Origin of the sequence: Meiothermus rufus DSM 22234 (assembly GCF_000423425.1) — a bacterium.
Lineage (GTDB): Bacteria > Deinococcota > Deinococci > Deinococcales > Thermaceae > Meiothermus > Meiothermus rufus.
The window spans coordinates 1-15,293 of sequence record NZ_AUHY01000064.1 but is presented as its reverse complement, the minus strand read 5'-3'; the positions used below and the strand labels follow the sequence as shown (position 1 = coordinate 15,293).

General features: G+C 61.5%; 19 protein-coding genes and 1 pseudogene. 14 read left to right on the top strand and 6 right to left on the bottom strand.

Translation table 11 applies throughout. The features are described from left to right. Window positions 1-122: 122 nt before the first annotated feature. The 3 genes from G552_RS0111245 (at window position 123) to G552_RS16810 (ending at window position 1,168) form a co-directional block, all read left to right on the top strand. The gene (locus G552_RS0111245; protein ID WP_027883130.1) at window positions 123-320 is read left to right on the top strand and encodes an iron chelate uptake ABC transporter family permease subunit; all 198 of its coding nucleotides are present in this window, start codon (window positions 123-125) and stop codon (window positions 318-320) included. 84 nt (window positions 321-404) lie between these two features. After that, on the top strand, window positions 405-947 hold the full coding sequence (locus tag G552_RS15315) for an ATP-binding cassette domain-containing protein (protein ID WP_245575186.1): 543 nt from the start codon (window positions 405-407) through the stop codon (window positions 945-947). Window positions 948-970: 23 nt separating this feature from the next. Beyond that, entirely contained in the window at window positions 971-1,168 is a 198-nt protein-coding gene (locus tag G552_RS16810; RefSeq protein WP_245575185.1) for an ATP-binding cassette domain-containing protein, read from the top strand. Here G552_RS16810 and G552_RS15310 read toward each other — a convergent pair. Beyond that, a complete protein-coding gene (locus G552_RS15310; RefSeq protein WP_425411439.1) occupies window positions 1,165-2,703 on the bottom strand; it encodes an NAD(P)H-hydrate dehydratase in 1,539 nt (512 codons plus the stop codon). The genes G552_RS16810 and G552_RS15310 overlap by 4 nt on opposite strands. 47 nt (window positions 2,704-2,750) lie before the next feature. Between G552_RS15310 and G552_RS0111230 the strand changes: the two genes are divergently transcribed. Together G552_RS0111230 and G552_RS0111225 are read left to right on the top strand one after the other, a co-directional pair. Further along, window positions 2,751-3,479 (top strand): SIR2 family NAD-dependent protein deacylase, encoded by a 729-nt coding sequence (locus G552_RS0111230; RefSeq protein WP_027883129.1) that lies wholly within the window; start codon window positions 2,751-2,753, stop codon window positions 3,477-3,479. 61 nt (window positions 3,480-3,540) lie between these two features. Beyond that, window positions 3,541-4,200 (top strand): monothiol bacilliredoxin BrxC family protein, encoded by a 660-nt coding sequence (locus G552_RS0111225; RefSeq protein ID WP_027883128.1) that lies wholly within the window; start codon window positions 3,541-3,543, stop codon window positions 4,198-4,200. Here the strand turns inward: G552_RS0111225 and G552_RS0111220 are convergent. Next, the gene (locus G552_RS0111220) at window positions 4,197-5,303 is read right to left on the bottom strand and encodes a class II aldolase/adducin family protein (protein ID WP_084640431.1); all 1,107 of its coding nucleotides are present in this window, start codon (window positions 5,301-5,303) and stop codon (window positions 4,197-4,199) included. The two genes, G552_RS0111225 and G552_RS0111220, sit on opposite strands and share 4 nt — an antisense overlap. A gap of 142 nt (window positions 5,304-5,445) precedes the next feature. Here G552_RS0111220 and G552_RS0111215 point away from each other — a divergent pair, with 142 nt between their 5' ends. From G552_RS0111215 to G552_RS0111205, 3 genes are all read left to right on the top strand, one after another. Next, the gene (locus G552_RS0111215; RefSeq protein ID WP_027883126.1) at window positions 5,446-6,519 is read left to right on the top strand and encodes a glucose-1-phosphate thymidylyltransferase; all 1,074 of its coding nucleotides are present in this window, start codon (window positions 5,446-5,448) and stop codon (window positions 6,517-6,519) included. 36 nt (window positions 6,520-6,555) lie between these two features. Next, window positions 6,556-6,807, top strand: a complete 252-nt coding sequence (locus G552_RS0111210) for a type II toxin-antitoxin system prevent-host-death family antitoxin (protein ID WP_027883125.1) — start codon at window positions 6,556-6,558, stop codon at window positions 6,805-6,807. A gap of 349 nt (window positions 6,808-7,156) precedes the next feature. Then, window positions 7,157-7,561, top strand: a complete 405-nt coding sequence (locus G552_RS0111205; RefSeq protein WP_027883124.1) for a type II toxin-antitoxin system VapC family toxin — start codon at window positions 7,157-7,159, stop codon at window positions 7,559-7,561. Here the strand turns inward: G552_RS0111205 and G552_RS0111200 are convergent. Genes G552_RS0111200 through rfbC form a run of 4 tightly spaced genes read right to left on the bottom strand, consistent with a single transcriptional unit; the run spans window position 7,553 to window position 10,853 of the window. After that, window positions 7,553-8,401 (bottom strand): glycosyltransferase family 2 protein, encoded by an 849-nt coding sequence (locus G552_RS0111200; RefSeq protein WP_027883123.1) that lies wholly within the window; start codon window positions 8,399-8,401, stop codon window positions 7,553-7,555. The two genes, G552_RS0111205 and G552_RS0111200, sit on opposite strands and share 9 nt — an antisense overlap. Window position 8,402: 1 nt before the next feature. After that, entirely contained in the window at window positions 8,403-9,275 is an 873-nt protein-coding gene (gene rfbD, locus G552_RS0111195) for a dTDP-4-dehydrorhamnose reductase (protein WP_027883122.1), read from the bottom strand. Next, window positions 9,259-10,278 carry an NAD-dependent epimerase/dehydratase family protein gene (locus tag G552_RS0111190; RefSeq protein ID WP_027883121.1) on the bottom strand — a complete coding sequence of 340 codons (1,020 nt, stop codon included), beginning with the start codon at window positions 10,276-10,278 and terminating at the stop codon, window positions 9,259-9,261. The genes rfbD and G552_RS0111190 overlap by 17 nt, the downstream gene beginning before the upstream one ends. Further along, window positions 10,275-10,853, bottom strand: coding sequence for a dTDP-4-dehydrorhamnose 3,5-epimerase (gene rfbC, locus G552_RS0111185; RefSeq protein ID WP_027883120.1), 579 nt, complete (start codon window positions 10,851-10,853; stop codon window positions 10,275-10,277). Before rfbC ends, G552_RS0111190 begins: the two co-directional genes overlap by 4 nt. Window positions 10,854-10,895: 42 nt before the next feature. Here rfbC and G552_RS0111180 point away from each other — a divergent pair, with 42 nt between their 5' ends. The 6 genes and pseudogenes from G552_RS0111180 to G552_RS0111160 form a co-directional block, all read left to right on the top strand. Continuing rightward, window positions 10,896-11,207 (top strand): nucleotidyltransferase domain-containing protein, encoded by a 312-nt coding sequence (locus G552_RS0111180; protein WP_051195786.1) that lies wholly within the window; start codon window positions 10,896-10,898, stop codon window positions 11,205-11,207. Further along, on the top strand, window positions 11,182-11,598 hold the full coding sequence (locus tag G552_RS0111175; RefSeq protein WP_036270740.1) for a HEPN domain-containing protein: 417 nt from the start codon (window positions 11,182-11,184) through the stop codon (window positions 11,596-11,598). The genes G552_RS0111180 and G552_RS0111175 overlap by 26 nt, the downstream gene beginning before the upstream one ends. 169 nt (window positions 11,599-11,767) lie before the next feature. After that, a complete protein-coding gene (locus tag G552_RS0111170) occupies window positions 11,768-13,042 on the top strand; it encodes an oligosaccharide flippase family protein (protein WP_156890731.1) in 1,275 nt (424 codons plus the stop codon). Next, window positions 13,039-14,163: a UDP-galactopyranose mutase gene (glf, locus tag G552_RS0111165; RefSeq protein WP_027883116.1), complete on the top strand. Its 1,125-nt coding sequence runs from the start codon at window positions 13,039-13,041 to the stop codon at window positions 14,161-14,163. The genes G552_RS0111170 and glf overlap by 4 nt, the downstream gene beginning before the upstream one ends. Then, window positions 14,164-14,952: a glycosyltransferase family protein gene (locus G552_RS16340; RefSeq protein ID WP_156890730.1), complete on the top strand. Its 789-nt coding sequence runs from the start codon at window positions 14,164-14,166 to the stop codon at window positions 14,950-14,952. It begins immediately after the preceding gene. Between the two features lie 67 nt (window positions 14,953-15,019). Beyond that, a pseudogene (locus G552_RS0111160) lies at window positions 15,020-15,293 on the top strand (transposase); the annotation flags it as partial.

Genomic DNA, 15,293 nt, shown 5'->3' with positions numbered 1-15,293 from the left:
TAGTCCAGGTCATCGCACTTCGGTGGGTTCATGGGCATCACCCCCTTTGGAGAAGCTTGGCTAAGCACTCTCCTCCTAGCACACAGAAGAATGTCCAGTCAACTGCAACTGCGTAACTCCTAATGGTACTGACCCCGATTCGCCTGCCGCGGGTCCTGCTGGCGGCATTGGTGGGAGGGTTATGGGGCCTCAGTGGTGCGGTGCTGCAGGGGCTTTTCCGCACCCCTCTGGCCGACCCCGCCTTGATTGGCATGGGGGCCGGGGGAGCCTTGGGCGGGGCTTTGTGGAGCTTCTGGGTCAGCGATGGCTGGGCCCTGTAGGGGCTGCCGGTAGCAGTCTTGAGCGGTACCCTGCTAGCGGTGGCCCTGGTCTGGCGGCTGGCCTACCGCGAGGGGTAGGTTCAGGTGACCACCCTAATCCTGGTAGGGGCGGTAGCCCGGGGGGCGCGCTGGCTGCTGCGAGGGATCAACTTGCGGCTGGTGGGCGGGGAGTTGGTGGTGCTCCTGGGGCCCAACGGGGCCGGCAAGACCACCCTGCTGCGCCGGCTGGCCGGAGAGCTGCCGCCCAGCGAAGGAGAGGTGCGCTGGGAAGGGCGGTTGCTTAGCCGGCTTTCGCCGCTAGCGCAGGCCCGTGAGCGGGCCATCTTTTCTCAGCACCAGGAGATGGGTGTTACCTTTAGTGCCTACGAGGTGGCTTTCCTGGGCCGGTTGCCCCATCTGGAGGGCCGTCCGGAAACCCCTTACGACCACCAGGTAACCCGCCAGGCCCTGCACCAGACCGACAGCGCCCACCTCGGTCAACGGGCCTACCCGAGCCTCTCGGGGGGGAGGCGGTGCGGGTGGCCTTGGCCCGGGTGCTGGCCCAGGAGGCCCGCCTGCTGCTGTTGGATGAGCTCACCAACCATCTCGACCCCCCGCACCAGCTCGAGGTACTCCGCCTGCTCCTAGCGTAGAGCCGCTCAGGTCGGGCGGTGCTGGTGGGGTTGCACGACCTCAACCTGGCGGCCCTCTTTGCTGATCGGCTGCTTTTGCCGCACCAAGGCCGCTTGGTGGCCGAGGGCGCCCCTACTGAAGTGCTCACCGCTGAGCGCCTCGAGGCAGGCTATGGCCTCAAGGCTGCGGTCATGTGGCACCCCAGCGGCAGGCCCTGGGTGTTGCCCTTACTCTAACCCGATTCATATTCCCCCGCCGGGATTGGTTGCTCGCGATAAGTGGGGGGGGCCAGGTGTCCGGCAAACCCAGGCTCCCAGAAGTCCCTAGCCTGGCCTGAGCGTAGCCGCTTTGCTGCTTCGGGCAAGGCCTCGGCTACCTCGTGGGCTAGAAGGCCGGGCTTTTCCGCCAGGTCGCCGGCCAGACCGTGCCAATAGACCCCGAGCCGGGCGGCCTCCCAGGGGGACAGCCCCGCGGCCAGCAGCGCGGCCAGCACCCCTGAGAGGACATCGCCCATACCCCCGGTGGCCATCTGGGGGTTACCGGTGGGGTTAACGGCCAGGCGTAGCCCCTCTTCGGATTTGGCCCAGGCCAGCACCGTGGGCCCGCCCTTGAGCACCACCACCAGGCCCTGGTAGTGCTGGGCCAAGGCTTGTGCGGCCTCGAGGGGGTGGGCCGCGATCTGATGGCTGGGCCAGCCCAGCAAGCGGCTGGCCTCCCCTGGGTGAGGGGTAAGGATGGTGGGTAGGCCCGCTTGGGCGTAGGCCTGGAGCACCTCCGGGTGTAGGGCGTCGGCATCTAACACGGTGGGGCGGGCCAGCCCCAGTGCGGCCAAGGCAGCCTCTACCCCCTTTTCCCCAGCCCCCATGCCCACGGCCAGCGCCTCGGCCCGGGCCTTCTGCAAGCCGGCGGGGCTCCAACCCGCCAGCGGCAGGCGCACGGCCTCCAGAGGAGGCTCTACCGGGCAGTCGGCGGGGTAGGCCACCGTGACCAAGCCAGCCCCGCTGCGGTAGGCAGCCAAAGCGGCCAGGCTGGGTGCGCCGATGTAGCTAGGGTAGCCGCCCACCACCAGCACCCGTCCCACCGAGCCCTTGTGGGCATGGCCTGGCCGCCGGGGGAGCAGCGCCTGCATGGAAGTGTGATCCAATAGCTCAGGCAGCCCCGGGGCCTCCAGGGCTTTGGGGGGCATACCGATGGGCTCGAGCAGGATACGCCCGCAGGCCGCCCGGTGAGGGTAGAACAGGTGTTCGTTTTTCAGCCCAGCCAGGGCTACGGTCAGCCCGGCACGGACATGGGGCCAGTAAGGGAGCCCCGAGGGTAGATCCACCGCCACCACCGGTAGGCCAGAGCCGTTGATTTGTTCCACCAGCGCGGCATAAAAACCCTCCAGTGGCCCTCGCAGACCCGTACCAAACAGCGCATCGAGCACCACGGTATGCCGCTGGGGCTGCCAGGCCGAGAGGGGGTGAATCGGGATGCCGTGGGCCTCTAGGGCCTGCCGGGCCAGGGCGGCATCGCCACGCTGCCCTTCAGCGGCAAACACCGCTACCTCGAGGCCCCAGTGGGCCAGCCAGCGGGCTGCCACCAGCCCATCCCCTCCGTTGTTACCCTTGCCACACAGCACTGCTATCTGGCGGCCTGGATAATGCTGACGCAGCTGCCGAGCTACGGCTAGGCCAGCGGCTTCCATCAAAAGCAGGCTGGGATAGCCCAGAGCTACCGCCTTCTGGTCGGCCTCGCGCATGGCTCGAGCGGTGTATAAGCGCAGCGGCATCGCTCCCAGAATTCTACGCGGCGGGCATTCCCCCGTACACTATGGTCATGGAACACCTCGCCACAGCCCAGGCCCGGCTACGCTCGGCCCGCCGGGTGGCGGTGCTCACCGGGGCAGGCATCTCCAAGCCCTCTGGCATCCCCACCTTTCGCGATGCCGCTGGGCTGTGGAAGGATTTCGACCCCGAGGAGTACGCCACCCCCCAGGCCTATGCCCGCAACCCTCAGAAGGTCTGGGAATGGTACGCCTGGCGCTACCGCAAGGTGCAGGAGGCCCAGCCCAACCCTGCCCACGAGCTACTGGTGCGGCTGGAAGGGCAGGTGGGCGAGGGCTTTTTACTGGTTACGCAGAATGTGGATGGCCTGCACCGCCGTGCCGGTTCCCGGCGGCTGGTAGAGCTGCACGGCAATATCGCCCAAGGCCGCTGCGAGCGCTGTGAGTACCGTTTTGCCCTTCCCGCGCCCGAGGATTTTGTGCCCCCGCCGCTGTGTCCGGCTTGCGGCTTTAGAGCCCGCCCAGACGTGGTCTGGTTTGGTGAGATACTGCCAGAAGGGGCTTTTGAGCGGGCCTGGCAGGCCTTTGCCCTGGCTGAGCTGGCCTTGGTCATTGGAACCAGTGCCGAGGTCGAGCCGGCGGCCAGCCTGGGGCGGCTGGCGGCGGAGAGTGGGGCTTACCTGATCGAGATTAACCCCGAGCCCACCCTGCTTTCCCGCTGGGCCGACTGTGTTTTGCGGATGGGGGCGGTGGAGGGTATGCAGGCCTTGCTGGAGGGATAGGCCCGCGAACGGGCGTTGGGCCACGGAGTATAGACTCCAACCTGTTTATCCTGGGAACGCCATGAGCCTACACGAGCGGGTCTTTGCCCTCAAAACTCCCCAGGAGGTGGATGCTTTCCTGGAACAGTACGAGCTGGCGGCCATCTGCAAAGCCAGCACCAGCGACAAAACCCTCGAGGCTTTGCGCTACGTGGAAAAATACCTCGAGCCTCGCCCGGATGTGGCCCTGGGCATCATCCGCATACCTGAAGACCGCCCTGCCGCCGACCATGTCGAGGCCCGTACCGGCATCCAGCACCACAGCCCCCAGTTCATCCTCTTCCGCCAGGCCCGGCCCCTTTTCGACCTGGACAATTGGAAGATTAACCCCGATTACCTCGAGCCCCTCCTGTTGCAGTGGCTGCCGATCCAGATTGGCCGACCCGTGTACAACCCAGCCGTGGTGGGGCTTCAGGCCTACACCCGCTTGCTGGATCGTTTCATCGCCGGGGAGCTGAGCGAGGAGCGCTTCCAGTGGGCCTATTTGGATCAGCTCAAAAAGGAGGCTAGTTGGCGCTCCGATTCGGACTTCGAGCTGCTCAACAGCCTGTTTCCCAACCCCGATGGTCGGGCCTTTACCCCGGCCAAGGTGGTGGCCCTAGAGTTTCAGGCCCAGCTCAGCGGCCAAGCGGCCCCCCTCCTCGAGCGGGCCAGAGCTCTGCGCGCACGAATGGGCCTTTAGCTCATGGGTACTTGGCGCAAGAGGCGGCCCTCGATGCGCTCCAAGATGTCCTCTAAGCTGTGCCCAGTAATGGTCAGACCGTGGTTTTTCAGGCCCACCACTGCCCGGCTGGGGTCGGGGGCCTGGCGCACCTTTTCTGCCACTGCACAGGCCAGCTCGTAGGTGCCGCAGGGGTAGTTGAACTGGGTAGAGGGGATGTTCTCCATCCAGGCATGCACATGGATGATGGCCCCCACCTGCGGGTGCTCGCGGTAGATCATCCAGTGTTCGATGGCGTCCACGCTGACCCGGCGGGGCTCGAGGCCGGGGGGCACCGAGAGGCGCATGGCGTTTTCGACCGGGTCGTAGTCCTTGACCATGAGGATGTCCCGGCCAATCTCGCGCAGGTTGGCCTTATCCACCCCGCTGGCCGACATCCAGAAGCGCTGGCTGTCCTTGCGCACCGAGAGGTTGCCGTAGGAGAGGCCGCCAATGCCGTATAGCCGCTTGACGTGGCGGAGGTCTTCGGGGGGCAGAATTTCCTCGATGGGAAAGGCCGCGGGCAGCAGGTCCCACTCGGCCAGCCTGCGTCCGGCAGCGCTCAAACTTTGGGTGAGGGTGTCGCCCTGCCAGAGTTCGGGCTCGAGGTCGGCCTCGAAGCGGTTGTTCACCACCAGTACCGAGGAGGCGATGGGGTGGATGCGTTCGAAGAGTCGCTCGGCGAACTGGGGGCCTTCGGGCTCGTGGTACTGGCCTAGCTCGAGGGTGAGGAAGTAGGCACCCTGTCCCGGCACGTACACCACCAGCATGTTGGACAAAGCCCGCACCAGGTAGCTGTACAGGGCGGCGATGGGGTCGGGGGGCATCTGGGGTAGCTCGAGGAAGGAGATCACCATGGTGCCCTGGGCCTTGCGCCGGTAGGGGGTGGGTTGCTCGGCGCGGATGAAGTTCAGCACCGCCCGGGGGGCTTCGGCGCCGGGCTCGAGGCGGTACCCGCGCTGCTGGAAGACAGCCGAGAGGCTCTGGGCCAGCGCCTTTAGCGCAGGGGTAGGCTGGCCCCATAGCAGCAGGCTGGGCGGGCTTTTCTCGAGGATGGGGTCGGTGTGGCTTCTGGACTGAACCATGTCGTTACCCTCCAACGAACCCGGATACGTTTGCGCACAGCGCAATAGCGGTCGAACAGACAACCTGGCTCAAACTTCCCAGATTCTACAACACCCCGCTGACCAAGCTCCTCGCACTGCCAGCCGGTAAACTAGGAGGGCTATGGAGCTTAAAGGACTCATCCTCTCTGGAGGCAAGGGCACCCGCCTGCGCCCCCTGACCCACACCCGGGCCAAGCAGCTCATCCCCATCGCCGGCAAGCCCAACCTGTTCTACGCGGTGGAAGACCTACAGGCCGCGGGCATTCGCGATATTGGGGTTATCCTCAGCCCCGAGACCGGGGAGGAGGTGCGGGCCGCACTGGGCGACGGTGGGCGCTTTGGGGTGCGCTTTACCTATATCCTGCAGGAAGCCCCTTTGGGTATTGCCCACGCGGTCAAAACCGCCCAGCCCTTCCTGGGGGATAGCCCCTTCGTGCTCTATCTGGGCGACAACCTGCTCTCCGGCGGCATCCAGCACCTGGTGGCCGAGTACCGCCAGACCCGTCCGGAGGCCATCGTGCTGCTCTGCCCGGTGGAGAACCCCCGGGCCTTTGGGGTGGTGGTGCTGGACGGGTCGGGCCGGGTGGTGCGTCTGCTAGAGAAACCGGCGGAGCCCCCTTCCAACCTGGCCCTGGTGGGGGTGTACCTGTTTGGCCCGGCCATTCACCCCATCATTCACCGCCTGAAGCCCTCGGCTCGAGGCGAGTACGAGATCACCGAGGCCATCCAGGGCCTGGTGGACGAAGGGTTACGGGTGGTGGCCCACCAGGTGCGCGGTTGGTGGAAGGACACCGGCAAGCCAGAGGACCTTTTAGACGCCAACCGCCTGGCCCTTTCCAGCTTTGTCCGCCGGGTGGAGGGAGAACTCGAGGAGGCCGAGGTGGTGGGGGAGGTGGTGGTCGAGCCAGGGGCCCGGATCGTGCGTAGCACCGTGCGCGGCCCGGCCTACATCGGCCCCGGAGCTTTGGTGCAGGATAGCTTCATAGGCCCCTACACCTCGCTGGGCCGGGGGGCGGTGGTGCGGTCCAGCGAGGTGGAGTACTCCATTCTGATGGACGAGGCCCAGGTGCACGCCCTGCCCTACCGCCTGGATAGCAGCATCCTGGGCCAGGGGGTGGTGGTGGACGGCCAGGGCCAGACCCGCCGGCACACCCTACAGCTAGTACTGGGTGACCGCAGCCGGGTGCGGTTGTAGGCGGTGCTTGATTCGTAAGATAAAAGACCATGTACCATGACCATGGTCATGAAGGTATCCAAGAGCTACTTCAAAGCCCACGCCCTAGAGCTTCTGCGGCGGGTAGAGAACACAGGTGAGCCCTTGATTCTAAGTGACCGGGGCCGGCCTGTTTTGGAGGTGCGCCCATACCGGGGGGAGGAGGTGCGGGAGCGCCTCAAAGGTACCCTTTTGCACTACGACCAACCCACGGAGCCCACCGGAGAAGCCTGGGAGGCTTTAGAGAAGAGGGGGGTGTGGGGGCTATAATCCCCCGGTTTTCAAACCGGGGGATTGCGCCGAGCGCGGCGCAATCTGACCCTCACGTCCACCGCAGGTGGACTGCTGTGTTGGACAACAGGTATGCTACAATTCCCTATGGGGACGCAAGTCCCCGGCGAACCTTGAAACTTGGGGTAGGGGGTTCCACCGGGTAGTCCGGTGGGTAAAACTCCAAACGCAAACCCATGGCAGAGCTTGAGCATAGCGCTCGCCTGCCGATACGGAGTCAAGGTATTGCGTCGCGATGCGATGCTGGGCCTGGACGGGGCCTTCGGGCATAGCCATGCTATGATTCCCGAGAAGCCCTGGACTTTAGTCCGGGGAGTCGTCACGCTGAATGAGGTATCTGCTCGACACCCACGCCTGGGTTTTTTTTCTTTCTAATCCAGCACAGCTTCCCCCCGGCTTGGAGGGGCTTTTGGAAGAGGCCCGGCGGCAGGAGGCCCTTTTTGTCTCGGCTATAAGCGCTTGGGAGGTCAGCGTGTTGGCGCGGAAAAAGCGGCTGGCCTTTCGCCTCGAGGCCCGGCGTTGGCTCGAGGAAGCCCTGCGGGTTCCGGGCATCCAGGTTTTATCCCTGGACGCCTACACTGCTGCTGAGGCCGATGCCTTGGCCCTACCCCATCCTGATCCCGCCGACCGTTTTATTGCTGCGACGGCGCTTCGCATAGGAGCGGTACTGGTGACCCGGGACGAAAAGTTGCAAGGGTTTTCCGCTTTGCCCACGCTGTGGAATTTAGCGTGAAGCAGGATGTTTGCTGGGCTCGAGAAAAGGGGAGACCTCCAGCCGGTCTTCCCGCAGCATCTGCGTAATCAGACCATAGCCCTGCCGCCGCAGGGGGTCGGGCTCGAGCCGCTGGCGCAAATAGGCCTCGAGCCAGACCGCTTTTTTGTGTAGCCCGTGCAGAAGGGGCAGATACTCGCGCGAGTACAAAAGCCCCCCCCGGTAGCCCTCGGCCATAAAGCGGGGGTCTTTGGGGGTCGAGCTACCCCCCAGGTGCAGCACCTTGCGGGGCACCAACAGCACCTGCCAGCCCTGGCGGCGGGCCCGGGCGCACCACTCGAGGTCGTCGTTGTAAAAGAAGAAGCGCTCGTCCATGCCCCCCAGGGCCTGGTAGGCGGCGCGCGGCATTAGGGTCAGCGCCCCCGATATCCAGGCCACCGGGCGGGGGCCCCGCAGGAACCAGTAATTGGGGGCGTACAGCGGCCCGAAAGACTGGTAGTTTCCCTGGGGGGTGACCAGGGTGGGCCCCACCAGGGCGGCCCGAGGGTACAGGTGCAGGGCTTCGGCCAGGGTCTCGAGGTCGCCCGGATTCAGGTAAACGTCGCTATTCATCTGCACCAGCAACTCCCCGCTGCAGGCCTTCAGGCCCTGGTTGACCGCCGCTGGGTAGCCGCGGTTTTCCAGCCGCAACAGCCGCCAGCTTGGGTAGCGTTCGGCCACCGCCTCGGCGCTGCCATCGGTGGAGCCGGAGTCCACCACCACCACCTCGGCCTGGGGGTAGAAGGCGGCTAAGCGGCGCAGGCATTCCAGGAGCACCGCCCGGGCGTTGTGCGAGACCACCACAATGGAAAGCGCGCGCATCCTAAATGTAGCCCTTCTCCCGTAGATAGTCCCTCAGGCCCTCCTGCCAACTCCGGCTGGCGAGCCCCAGTCCGGCCAGGCGCTGGCTGGATAGGGCCGAGAAAGCCGGACGGCGCACCGGCGAGGGGAAGCGGCTGGCAGGGATGGCCTCCACCGGCACCTCCAGGCCGCACAGCCGCAGGGCTTCCTGGGCCAGGGCGTGCCAGGTGCAGACCCCCTGGTTGGCTGCGTGGAAAAGGCCTTGGGCGTCCTGGCGCAAAAGCTCGAGCAGCAGCCGGGCGGCATCCTTGGTGTAGGTGGGGCTTATGTACTGGTCGGCGACTACCCTCAAGGCCTCCCCGGCGCGGGCCTTGCCCAGGATGGCCTCGATGAAATTGCCCCCCTTGCCGCTGGCCCCAGCCCTGCCGAAGACGCTGGCGATGCGCAGAACCAGGGTGTCGGGCTGGGCTTGCAGGCTCAGGTGCTCCCCAGCCAGCTTGGAAGCGCCGTAGACGTTGAGGGGCTGGGGCAGATCGGCCTCGAGGTAAGGCTGGCCCTTGCGGCCATCGAAGACGTAGTCGGTGCTGATGTAGACGTACTTGGCCCCGGTCTTTTGGGCCACCTGGGCCACGTACAAGGCCCCTAAGGCGTTGACCTGGAAGGCCCGCTCCGGCTGAGCCTCGCAAGCCTCGACCTTGTGTAAAGCCGCGGTGTTGACGATGGCCCGCCAGGGACGCTGGCCTAGGGCCTGCTGCACCGAGGCCGGGTCGCTGACCTCGAGGTCGGCGTGGGTAAAGCCCACCACCTCGAAGGCCTGGGCCAGCACCTCCACCAGGTCGCTGCCAAGCTGGCCCTTGGCCCCGATAACTGCCACTAGCTTAGAGGAGCCGCCCATCCAGCTCCACCTCGCGCAGGATGCGCTGCCACTCCATCAGGTTTTTGTACCACTTGAGGGTGATGGTCCGGTCGTCGGGCACCACCTGGCCCGCTTCTAAGGCCTGGGCGATCTCCCGCGCGGCGTCGCTGGGGGTGAACTGGGGGGTGTAGCCCAGGGTATCGCGGATTTTGGCGAAGCTCACCCGGTAGGAGCGGTGGTCGGGCAGCCCGTACCACTCGAACTGGAAGGGCTTGCCCAGGGCCTGGGCGATCTCCTCGGCTAGGGGCAGGATTTGGTAGTTTTGCGCTTCAGAGCCCACGTTGAAGATCTGCCCGTTGACCTTTTCTTTAGGGGCTTGCAAAACGGCCAAAAAGGCCCGCGAGGTATCCCGCACGTGCACGAAGGGGCGCCACTGGGTGCCGTCGCGCAACAGGGGAATCCGGCCCTCTTTCCACAGGCCCAGGGTCATGCCGTTGATGGCCAGATCGAAGCGCATCCGGGGTGAAAGCCCGTAGACGGTGGCCTGGCGCAAGGCGGTCACGCAGAAGCTCTCGTCGGCCAGCGGCAGGTTAGAGGCTTCGGCCCGGAGGTTGGCCTCGGCGTAGGTGGTGAGGGGTCGGGTGGGGGAGGCTTCATCCAGGAGGCCCTCCTGGAAGCCATAGACACTGCAGCTCGAGGCCAGCACATACCGCCTGGCTCCCCGCTCCTTGGCCAGGCGGGCCACCCGGGCCCGCCCGCGGTGGTTGATGGCCAGGGTGGTCTCGGGGTCGAGCTCGCCGGCTGGGTCGTTGGACAGGGCGGCCAGGTCGATGACCCCCCAGACCCCCTCCAATAGCCCAGGGTCAAAGTCGCGCACGTCGGCCTTGATCACCTCGAGGTTGGGGTTGGGTTGGAGGTATTGCAGGGTGGGGCCAAAGAAATAGCGATCCAGGGCGCGCACCCGGTAGCCTGCCTCCAGCAGCATCCCGGTCAGCACGCTGCCGATGTAGCCTCCGGCTCCAGTGACCAGCAGAGTTTTCATACGCGCACCTCGTACACGAAGTTGTTGTCTTTCTCCTCTAGTTGGGCCAGGGTGGGCAGCACCGCGTCCTTTGGGGAGAGTAGGGCCCCTTCCGCCAGGGGCCAGGGGATGCCCAAAGCGGGGTCGTCCCAGCGGAGGCCCCGCTCGCTCGAGGGAGCGTACTCGGCGGTGACCTTGTACCAGACCAGGGTGTTGTCCTGCAGGGCTTGGAAACCATGGGCGAAGCCCTCCGGTACCCAGAGCATACGGCGGTTCTCCGCGCTCAGTACCGCACTCACCCACTGGCCATAGGTGGGCGAGCCGCGGCGCAGATCCACCGCCACATCGAAAATCTCCCCCTGCAAACAGGCCACCAGCTTGCCCTGGGCCGAAGGGTTCATCTGGTAGTGCAGGCCCCGCAGGGTGCCCCGGCGGGAGCAGGAGAGGTTATCCTGCACAAAGCTCTTCCGGATGCCCGCCTGGGCGAAGGCCGAGTGCTTGAAGGTCTCCATAAAGAACCCCCGGGCGTCGGGGAAGGCTTGGGCCTCGATCAAGACGACTTCGGGAATAGTTAAGGGTTCAAACTTGAAGGGCATGGCTGCCTACCTCCGGTTGCGTATGCTAGCATACGGGCCGGGATGGACTGGCTCGAGCCAGCACGCGAGGCCCTGAAGGCGCTGGGGGTGGAGCGGGTCTACCTCTTTGGTTCACACGCCCGGGGAACGGCCACCCGCCGCTCCGACCTGGATCTGCTGGTGCTCTGGCCGACCGATCTGCCCCCCTTGGAGCGGGTTGGCCGGGTGCTCTGGGCCCTGCGGGCACTACCGCTGCCGGTGGAGGCGGTGGTGCTTACCCCGGAGGAGTTCGCCGCCCGGCGCGAGCTACCCTTCCTGCGTGGGGTGATGAGGGAGGCAAGGCTTATTTATGAGCGTGGAGAAACAGCGACGTGAGGCCCTGCGCTGGCTGCGCCAGGCCGAGGATGACCTCGAGGCCGCCCGGGTTTTGCTCGCCGGGGCCAAGTGTGCTCAAGCAGCTTTCTACGCGCAGCAGGCCGGGGAGAAGGCCTTGAAAGCCGTTTGGCTGGCCCAGGATGCCGACCCTTGGGGCCACTCGCTGGGGCGGTTGGTGCGGGAGATGCCAGAAGAAGCCAAAGGGCGCTTTAGCCCGCTTCTTGAAGCGGCATTGGCCTTGGACAAGTTGTACATCCCCACCCGCTACCCCGATGCTCTGGCCGAACTCACCCCTGCCGAGGCCTATACCCAAAGCGAGGCTGAGGCTGCCCTGGCCCAGGCCGAGGCCATCCTGCATGTAGCCAAAGGCTGGTTGGGAGAGCCCGGATGAGATGGGATTTGTTCGTACTGGGATTGCAGTTTTCCAAATCCGGATGTGCATTTGTGGTTGCTTTATAAGTATCTGGTATATAGGCTATTTCTGTTTTCCGTTTATGGAATCCCCTAGCAGGGGGGAGAAAAAGCGAGTAAGCAGTCGTGAGGATTAGCTGATAGCGAATATGCTTGGAGTGCGCCGGTTCATTGGTAGTCGAACGGGGCAAAACCTACTGGCCCTATATGGGGTTCAAGTGGCGAACTATGTTCTCCCCTTGCTTATGCTGCCTTATCTAGCGCGAGTTTTGGGGCCAGGGGGGTGGGGGCTGCTGGCTATCGTGCAGTCTTTTGCCCAGTATCTAAGCCTTTTAGTGGAGTACGGCTTTGTTCTATCGGCTACACGGGAAGTAGCCCGCTATCGAGAAGATCGAATGCGACTAAAGCAAATTTTGTCCAGTGTTTTGGGGGCCAAGCTAATCTTGGCCCTTCTAGCGCTTGGAGTAACGGCTTTTTTTGCGGAGTTAGTACCTAGCCTAAGGGAGGATCGAAGGCTTCTGTGGTCAGGGGTGTTTTGGGGGGTGGCCCTTGCTTTTAGCCCTGCCTGGTTTTTTCAGGGGTTGGAGCGTCTTCGGTTCGTAGCTGCTTTAGAGGTTTTCAGCAAAAGTTTAGCGGTTGTGATGATTTTTCTTTTGGTTCGCTCTCCTTCTGATGCTTGGTGGGTTCTTTTTGTTCAGGGAGTAGCCTCCACCCTGTCTAGCGGCGTGGCTATGTGGTTGGCTTGGAGAGAGGTGGGTTTCGCTTGGCCCAGTGTGGCTTCCAGTCTAGAAGCCTTGCGTTCTGGCTGGGGTCTTTTTTTCTTTCGAGCTGCAGTTAGCCTCTACACTGTGGGTAACGCATTTATTCTAGGGCTTTTTGTCTCTCCTCAAACGGTTGCCTACTATGCGGGTGCCGAGCGCCTGACTAAGGCTTTTCTGGGCTTGCTGGAGCCTTTGAATCGGGTTTTTTTCCCCCGAATAAGTCATCTTGTAAACCACTCGCCGATTCAGGCTGGAATCTTGGCTAAACGAGTTGTTAAGGCTATGGGAATAGGGGGCGGTTTGTTGGCTGGTGCAGTAGTTTTTCTAGCTCCTTGGATTGTTCTGCTTTTGCTGGGGCCTGATTTTGGGGAATCTGTTCCGGCAATGCGCGTATTGGCGTTTTTGCTTCCTCTGATAGCTCTCAGCAATGCTTTGGGCATCCAGTGGATGCTGGCTTTGCGGCTTGATAGGCCCTTTAATGCTGTAATCTTGTGTGCGGGCCTCCTTAATTTGGGGTTGGCCCTTCTCTTGGTGCCCAGATGGTCTTATATGGGTATGGCTTATGCTGTGGTTTTGGTTGAAGTGTTTGTGACTTTTGCCATTATGCTCTACCTTTGGCTCACAGGTAAGAGCCCCTGGCTGTTGGGAGGGAAAAAGTTATGAAAGTAGACTGGCTAATAGTAGGTGCAGGTTTTACAGGGGCTGTCCTTGCAGAGCGAATTGCATCGCAGCTTGGCCAAAAAGTGTTGGTGGTAGACAGAAGAAATCACATTGGGGGAAATGCCTATGATTTCTACGATGAACATGGGGTTCTTGTCCATAAATATGGACCCCATATTTTTCACACCAATAGCTGCAAGGTTTGGGACTACCTTTCCCAGTTTACTGAGTGGCGCCCTTACTACCATCGCGTTTTGGCTTCGGTTGAAGGCAAACTGGTTCCAGTTCCTTTCAACTTGAACTCCTTATATGCCCTCTTCCCGCCTAAATATGCAGAGCGGCTAGAAGAAAAACTGATCCGCACATATGGCTTTGGGGTTAAGGTGCCTATCCTAAAGATGAAGGAGACTGACGATGTCGAAATGCGCTTTTTGGCAGACTACATTTATAGAAATATCTTTTACGGATACACCCTTAAGCAATGGGGACTAAAACCCGAGGAACTAGATCCAAGTGTTACGGGAAGGGTGCCTGTGTATATTTCTCGGGATGACCGCTACTTTCAGGATACATACCAAGCTATGCCCAAGCACGGTTATACAGTTATGTTCCAGCGCATTCTTGCCCACAAGAATATTAAGGTGCTTCTCAACACGGACTACCGTGAAATTGCTGGCGAAGTATATTTTAACCGAATGATTTACACGGGACCTATCGACGAGTTCTTCGGTTTTACCAAAGGCTCTTTACCGTATCGTAGTTTGCGTTTTGAGTTCCTTCATTTATCTGAAGAGTGGCATCAGAATGTGGGAACTTTGAACTATCCGAACGAGTATGATTTCACGCGGATTACAGAATTTAAGCGATTAAGTGGACAAGTTTGCCCTGGAACTACATTGGTGGTAGAGTACCCGGAAGCCTATGACCCAGTGGTGAATGAACCCTATTATCCTGTCCCTCGAGAAGAAAACCAATCCCTATACAGGCTTTACAAAGAGTTGGCACAGAAGGAATTAGAAGGTAGAGTTATCTTTGCAGGTCGCCTTGGTGACTACCGTTACTACAACATGGATCAGGCTGTAGCTCGCGCACTCACTATATTTAGTGAGATAGGGGGTCGTTAAGTGGCAACCGTGAATATTTTTGTTCCAAGCTTTGATGCACATAAGTTTAGCGGAGGCCTCCTGACTACTTTTGAGTACGCCAATGGGCTGGTAAGAAAGGGTCACATAGTGAGGGTGATTCCTATAGAACCTTCGCCTGCTCCACAGTGGTTCAAACCAGAATTTGAGTTATTTCGATATAAAAAATCGAACCTAGCAACCACCTCTCTTCGCTTTTTAGGGGCTTTGGCAAAGCGAGACAAGGTAACTATAAAAGAAGTCATAGGTATGTCCTTGTACCCTTTTTCTAGATGGGCACCGTATAGTTATCGTCGTGCTCGACAGATTGAGGGTTTGCGTGAACAGGCTATTCCTTCGTCCGATATAAGTATGGCAACCTCATATCAGACAGCAGCGCTTGTGCACCTTTATGGTTCTGGGAAAAAGTTTTACTTTTGCCAACACTATGAACCATATTTCGATGTAGAGAGCGATTTTCCCAAGCTTGCCCACTTGGATGCTCTTACATCGTATTATTTACCAGATTTAAATCTTATTGCCAATTCAACTTGGCTTTCAGCCAAGCTTAGAGAAGAGGTATGCAAAGATGTACCTGTATGTACGAACGCGATAGATCATAATGTATTTTTCCCGGATGGAACCCCCCCAGATCCAAGAGAGAAGTTCGTTGTGCTTTCATATGGTGGCCGCAGAGCTAGGTGGAAGGGGTTTGAAGAAGCGGCCAAGGCCATTCGGATCGCAAGAGAGAGAATTCCTCATCTTGAGTGGAGAGTATTTGGTGATGCTTGAAGTGCTGCCCCAAATTTGGACCACCCCAAGAGAGAGACCGAGGGGTGTAGCCTGAAGGGGTAGCGAGATGCGCAGGTGGTCAGCGAAGGAAAAGGTAAAAATTGTGTTGGAGGTCTTGTCGGGTCAAAGGACCGTGGCCGAAGCCTGCCGAGCTCACGAGGTCGCAGAGTCCGTGCTCTACAGGTGGCAACGGGCGTTCTTGGATAACGCCCATGCCGCCTTCTCCCATAGCTGCGCAGAACAAGAGGCCCGCGTCCGCGAACTGGAACGCTTGGTCGGCCAGATGGCCCTGGAGCTGGAGGTCCTAAAAAAAGCCTCGGGACTCTACCGGCAAAGGAAAG

Coding starts and splice junctions, on each gene's coding strand:
- G552_RS0111245 (WP_027883130.1), top strand. CDS start 123: ATGGTACTGACCCCGATTCGCCTGCCGCGGGTCCTGCTGGCGGCATTG.
- G552_RS15310 (WP_425411439.1), bottom strand. CDS start 2,703: ATGCCGCTGCGCTTATACACCGCTCGAGCCATGCGCGAGGCCGACCAG.
- G552_RS0111230 (WP_027883129.1), top strand. CDS start 2,751: ATGGAACACCTCGCCACAGCCCAGGCCCGGCTACGCTCGGCCCGCCGG.
- G552_RS0111225 (WP_027883128.1), top strand. CDS start 3,541: ATGAGCCTACACGAGCGGGTCTTTGCCCTCAAAACTCCCCAGGAGGTG.
- G552_RS0111220 (WP_084640431.1), bottom strand. CDS start 5,303: ATGGTTCAGTCCAGAAGCCACACCGACCCCATCCTCGAGAAAAGCCCG.
- G552_RS0111215 (WP_027883126.1), top strand. CDS start 5,446: ATGGAGCTTAAAGGACTCATCCTCTCTGGAGGCAAGGGCACCCGCCTG.
- G552_RS0111210 (WP_027883125.1), top strand. CDS start 6,556: ATGACCATGGTCATGAAGGTATCCAAGAGCTACTTCAAAGCCCACGCC.
- G552_RS0111205 (WP_027883124.1), top strand. CDS start 7,157: ATGAGGTATCTGCTCGACACCCACGCCTGGGTTTTTTTTCTTTCTAAT.
- G552_RS0111200 (WP_027883123.1), bottom strand. CDS start 8,401: ATGCGCGCGCTTTCCATTGTGGTGGTCTCGCACAACGCCCGGGCGGTG.
- rfbD (WP_027883122.1), bottom strand. CDS start 9,275: ATGGGCGGCTCCTCTAAGCTAGTGGCAGTTATCGGGGCCAAGGGCCAG.
- G552_RS0111190 (WP_027883121.1), bottom strand. CDS start 10,278: ATGAAAACTCTGCTGGTCACTGGAGCCGGAGGCTACATCGGCAGCGTG.
- rfbC (WP_027883120.1), bottom strand. CDS start 10,853: ATGCCCTTCAAGTTTGAACCCTTAACTATTCCCGAAGTCGTCTTGATC.
- G552_RS0111180 (WP_051195786.1), top strand. CDS start 10,896: ATGGACTGGCTCGAGCCAGCACGCGAGGCCCTGAAGGCGCTGGGGGTG.
- G552_RS0111175 (WP_036270740.1), top strand. CDS start 11,182: ATGAGCGTGGAGAAACAGCGACGTGAGGCCCTGCGCTGGCTGCGCCAG.
- G552_RS0111170 (WP_156890731.1), top strand. CDS start 11,768: ATGCTTGGAGTGCGCCGGTTCATTGGTAGTCGAACGGGGCAAAACCTA.
- glf (WP_027883116.1), top strand. CDS start 13,039: ATGAAAGTAGACTGGCTAATAGTAGGTGCAGGTTTTACAGGGGCTGTC.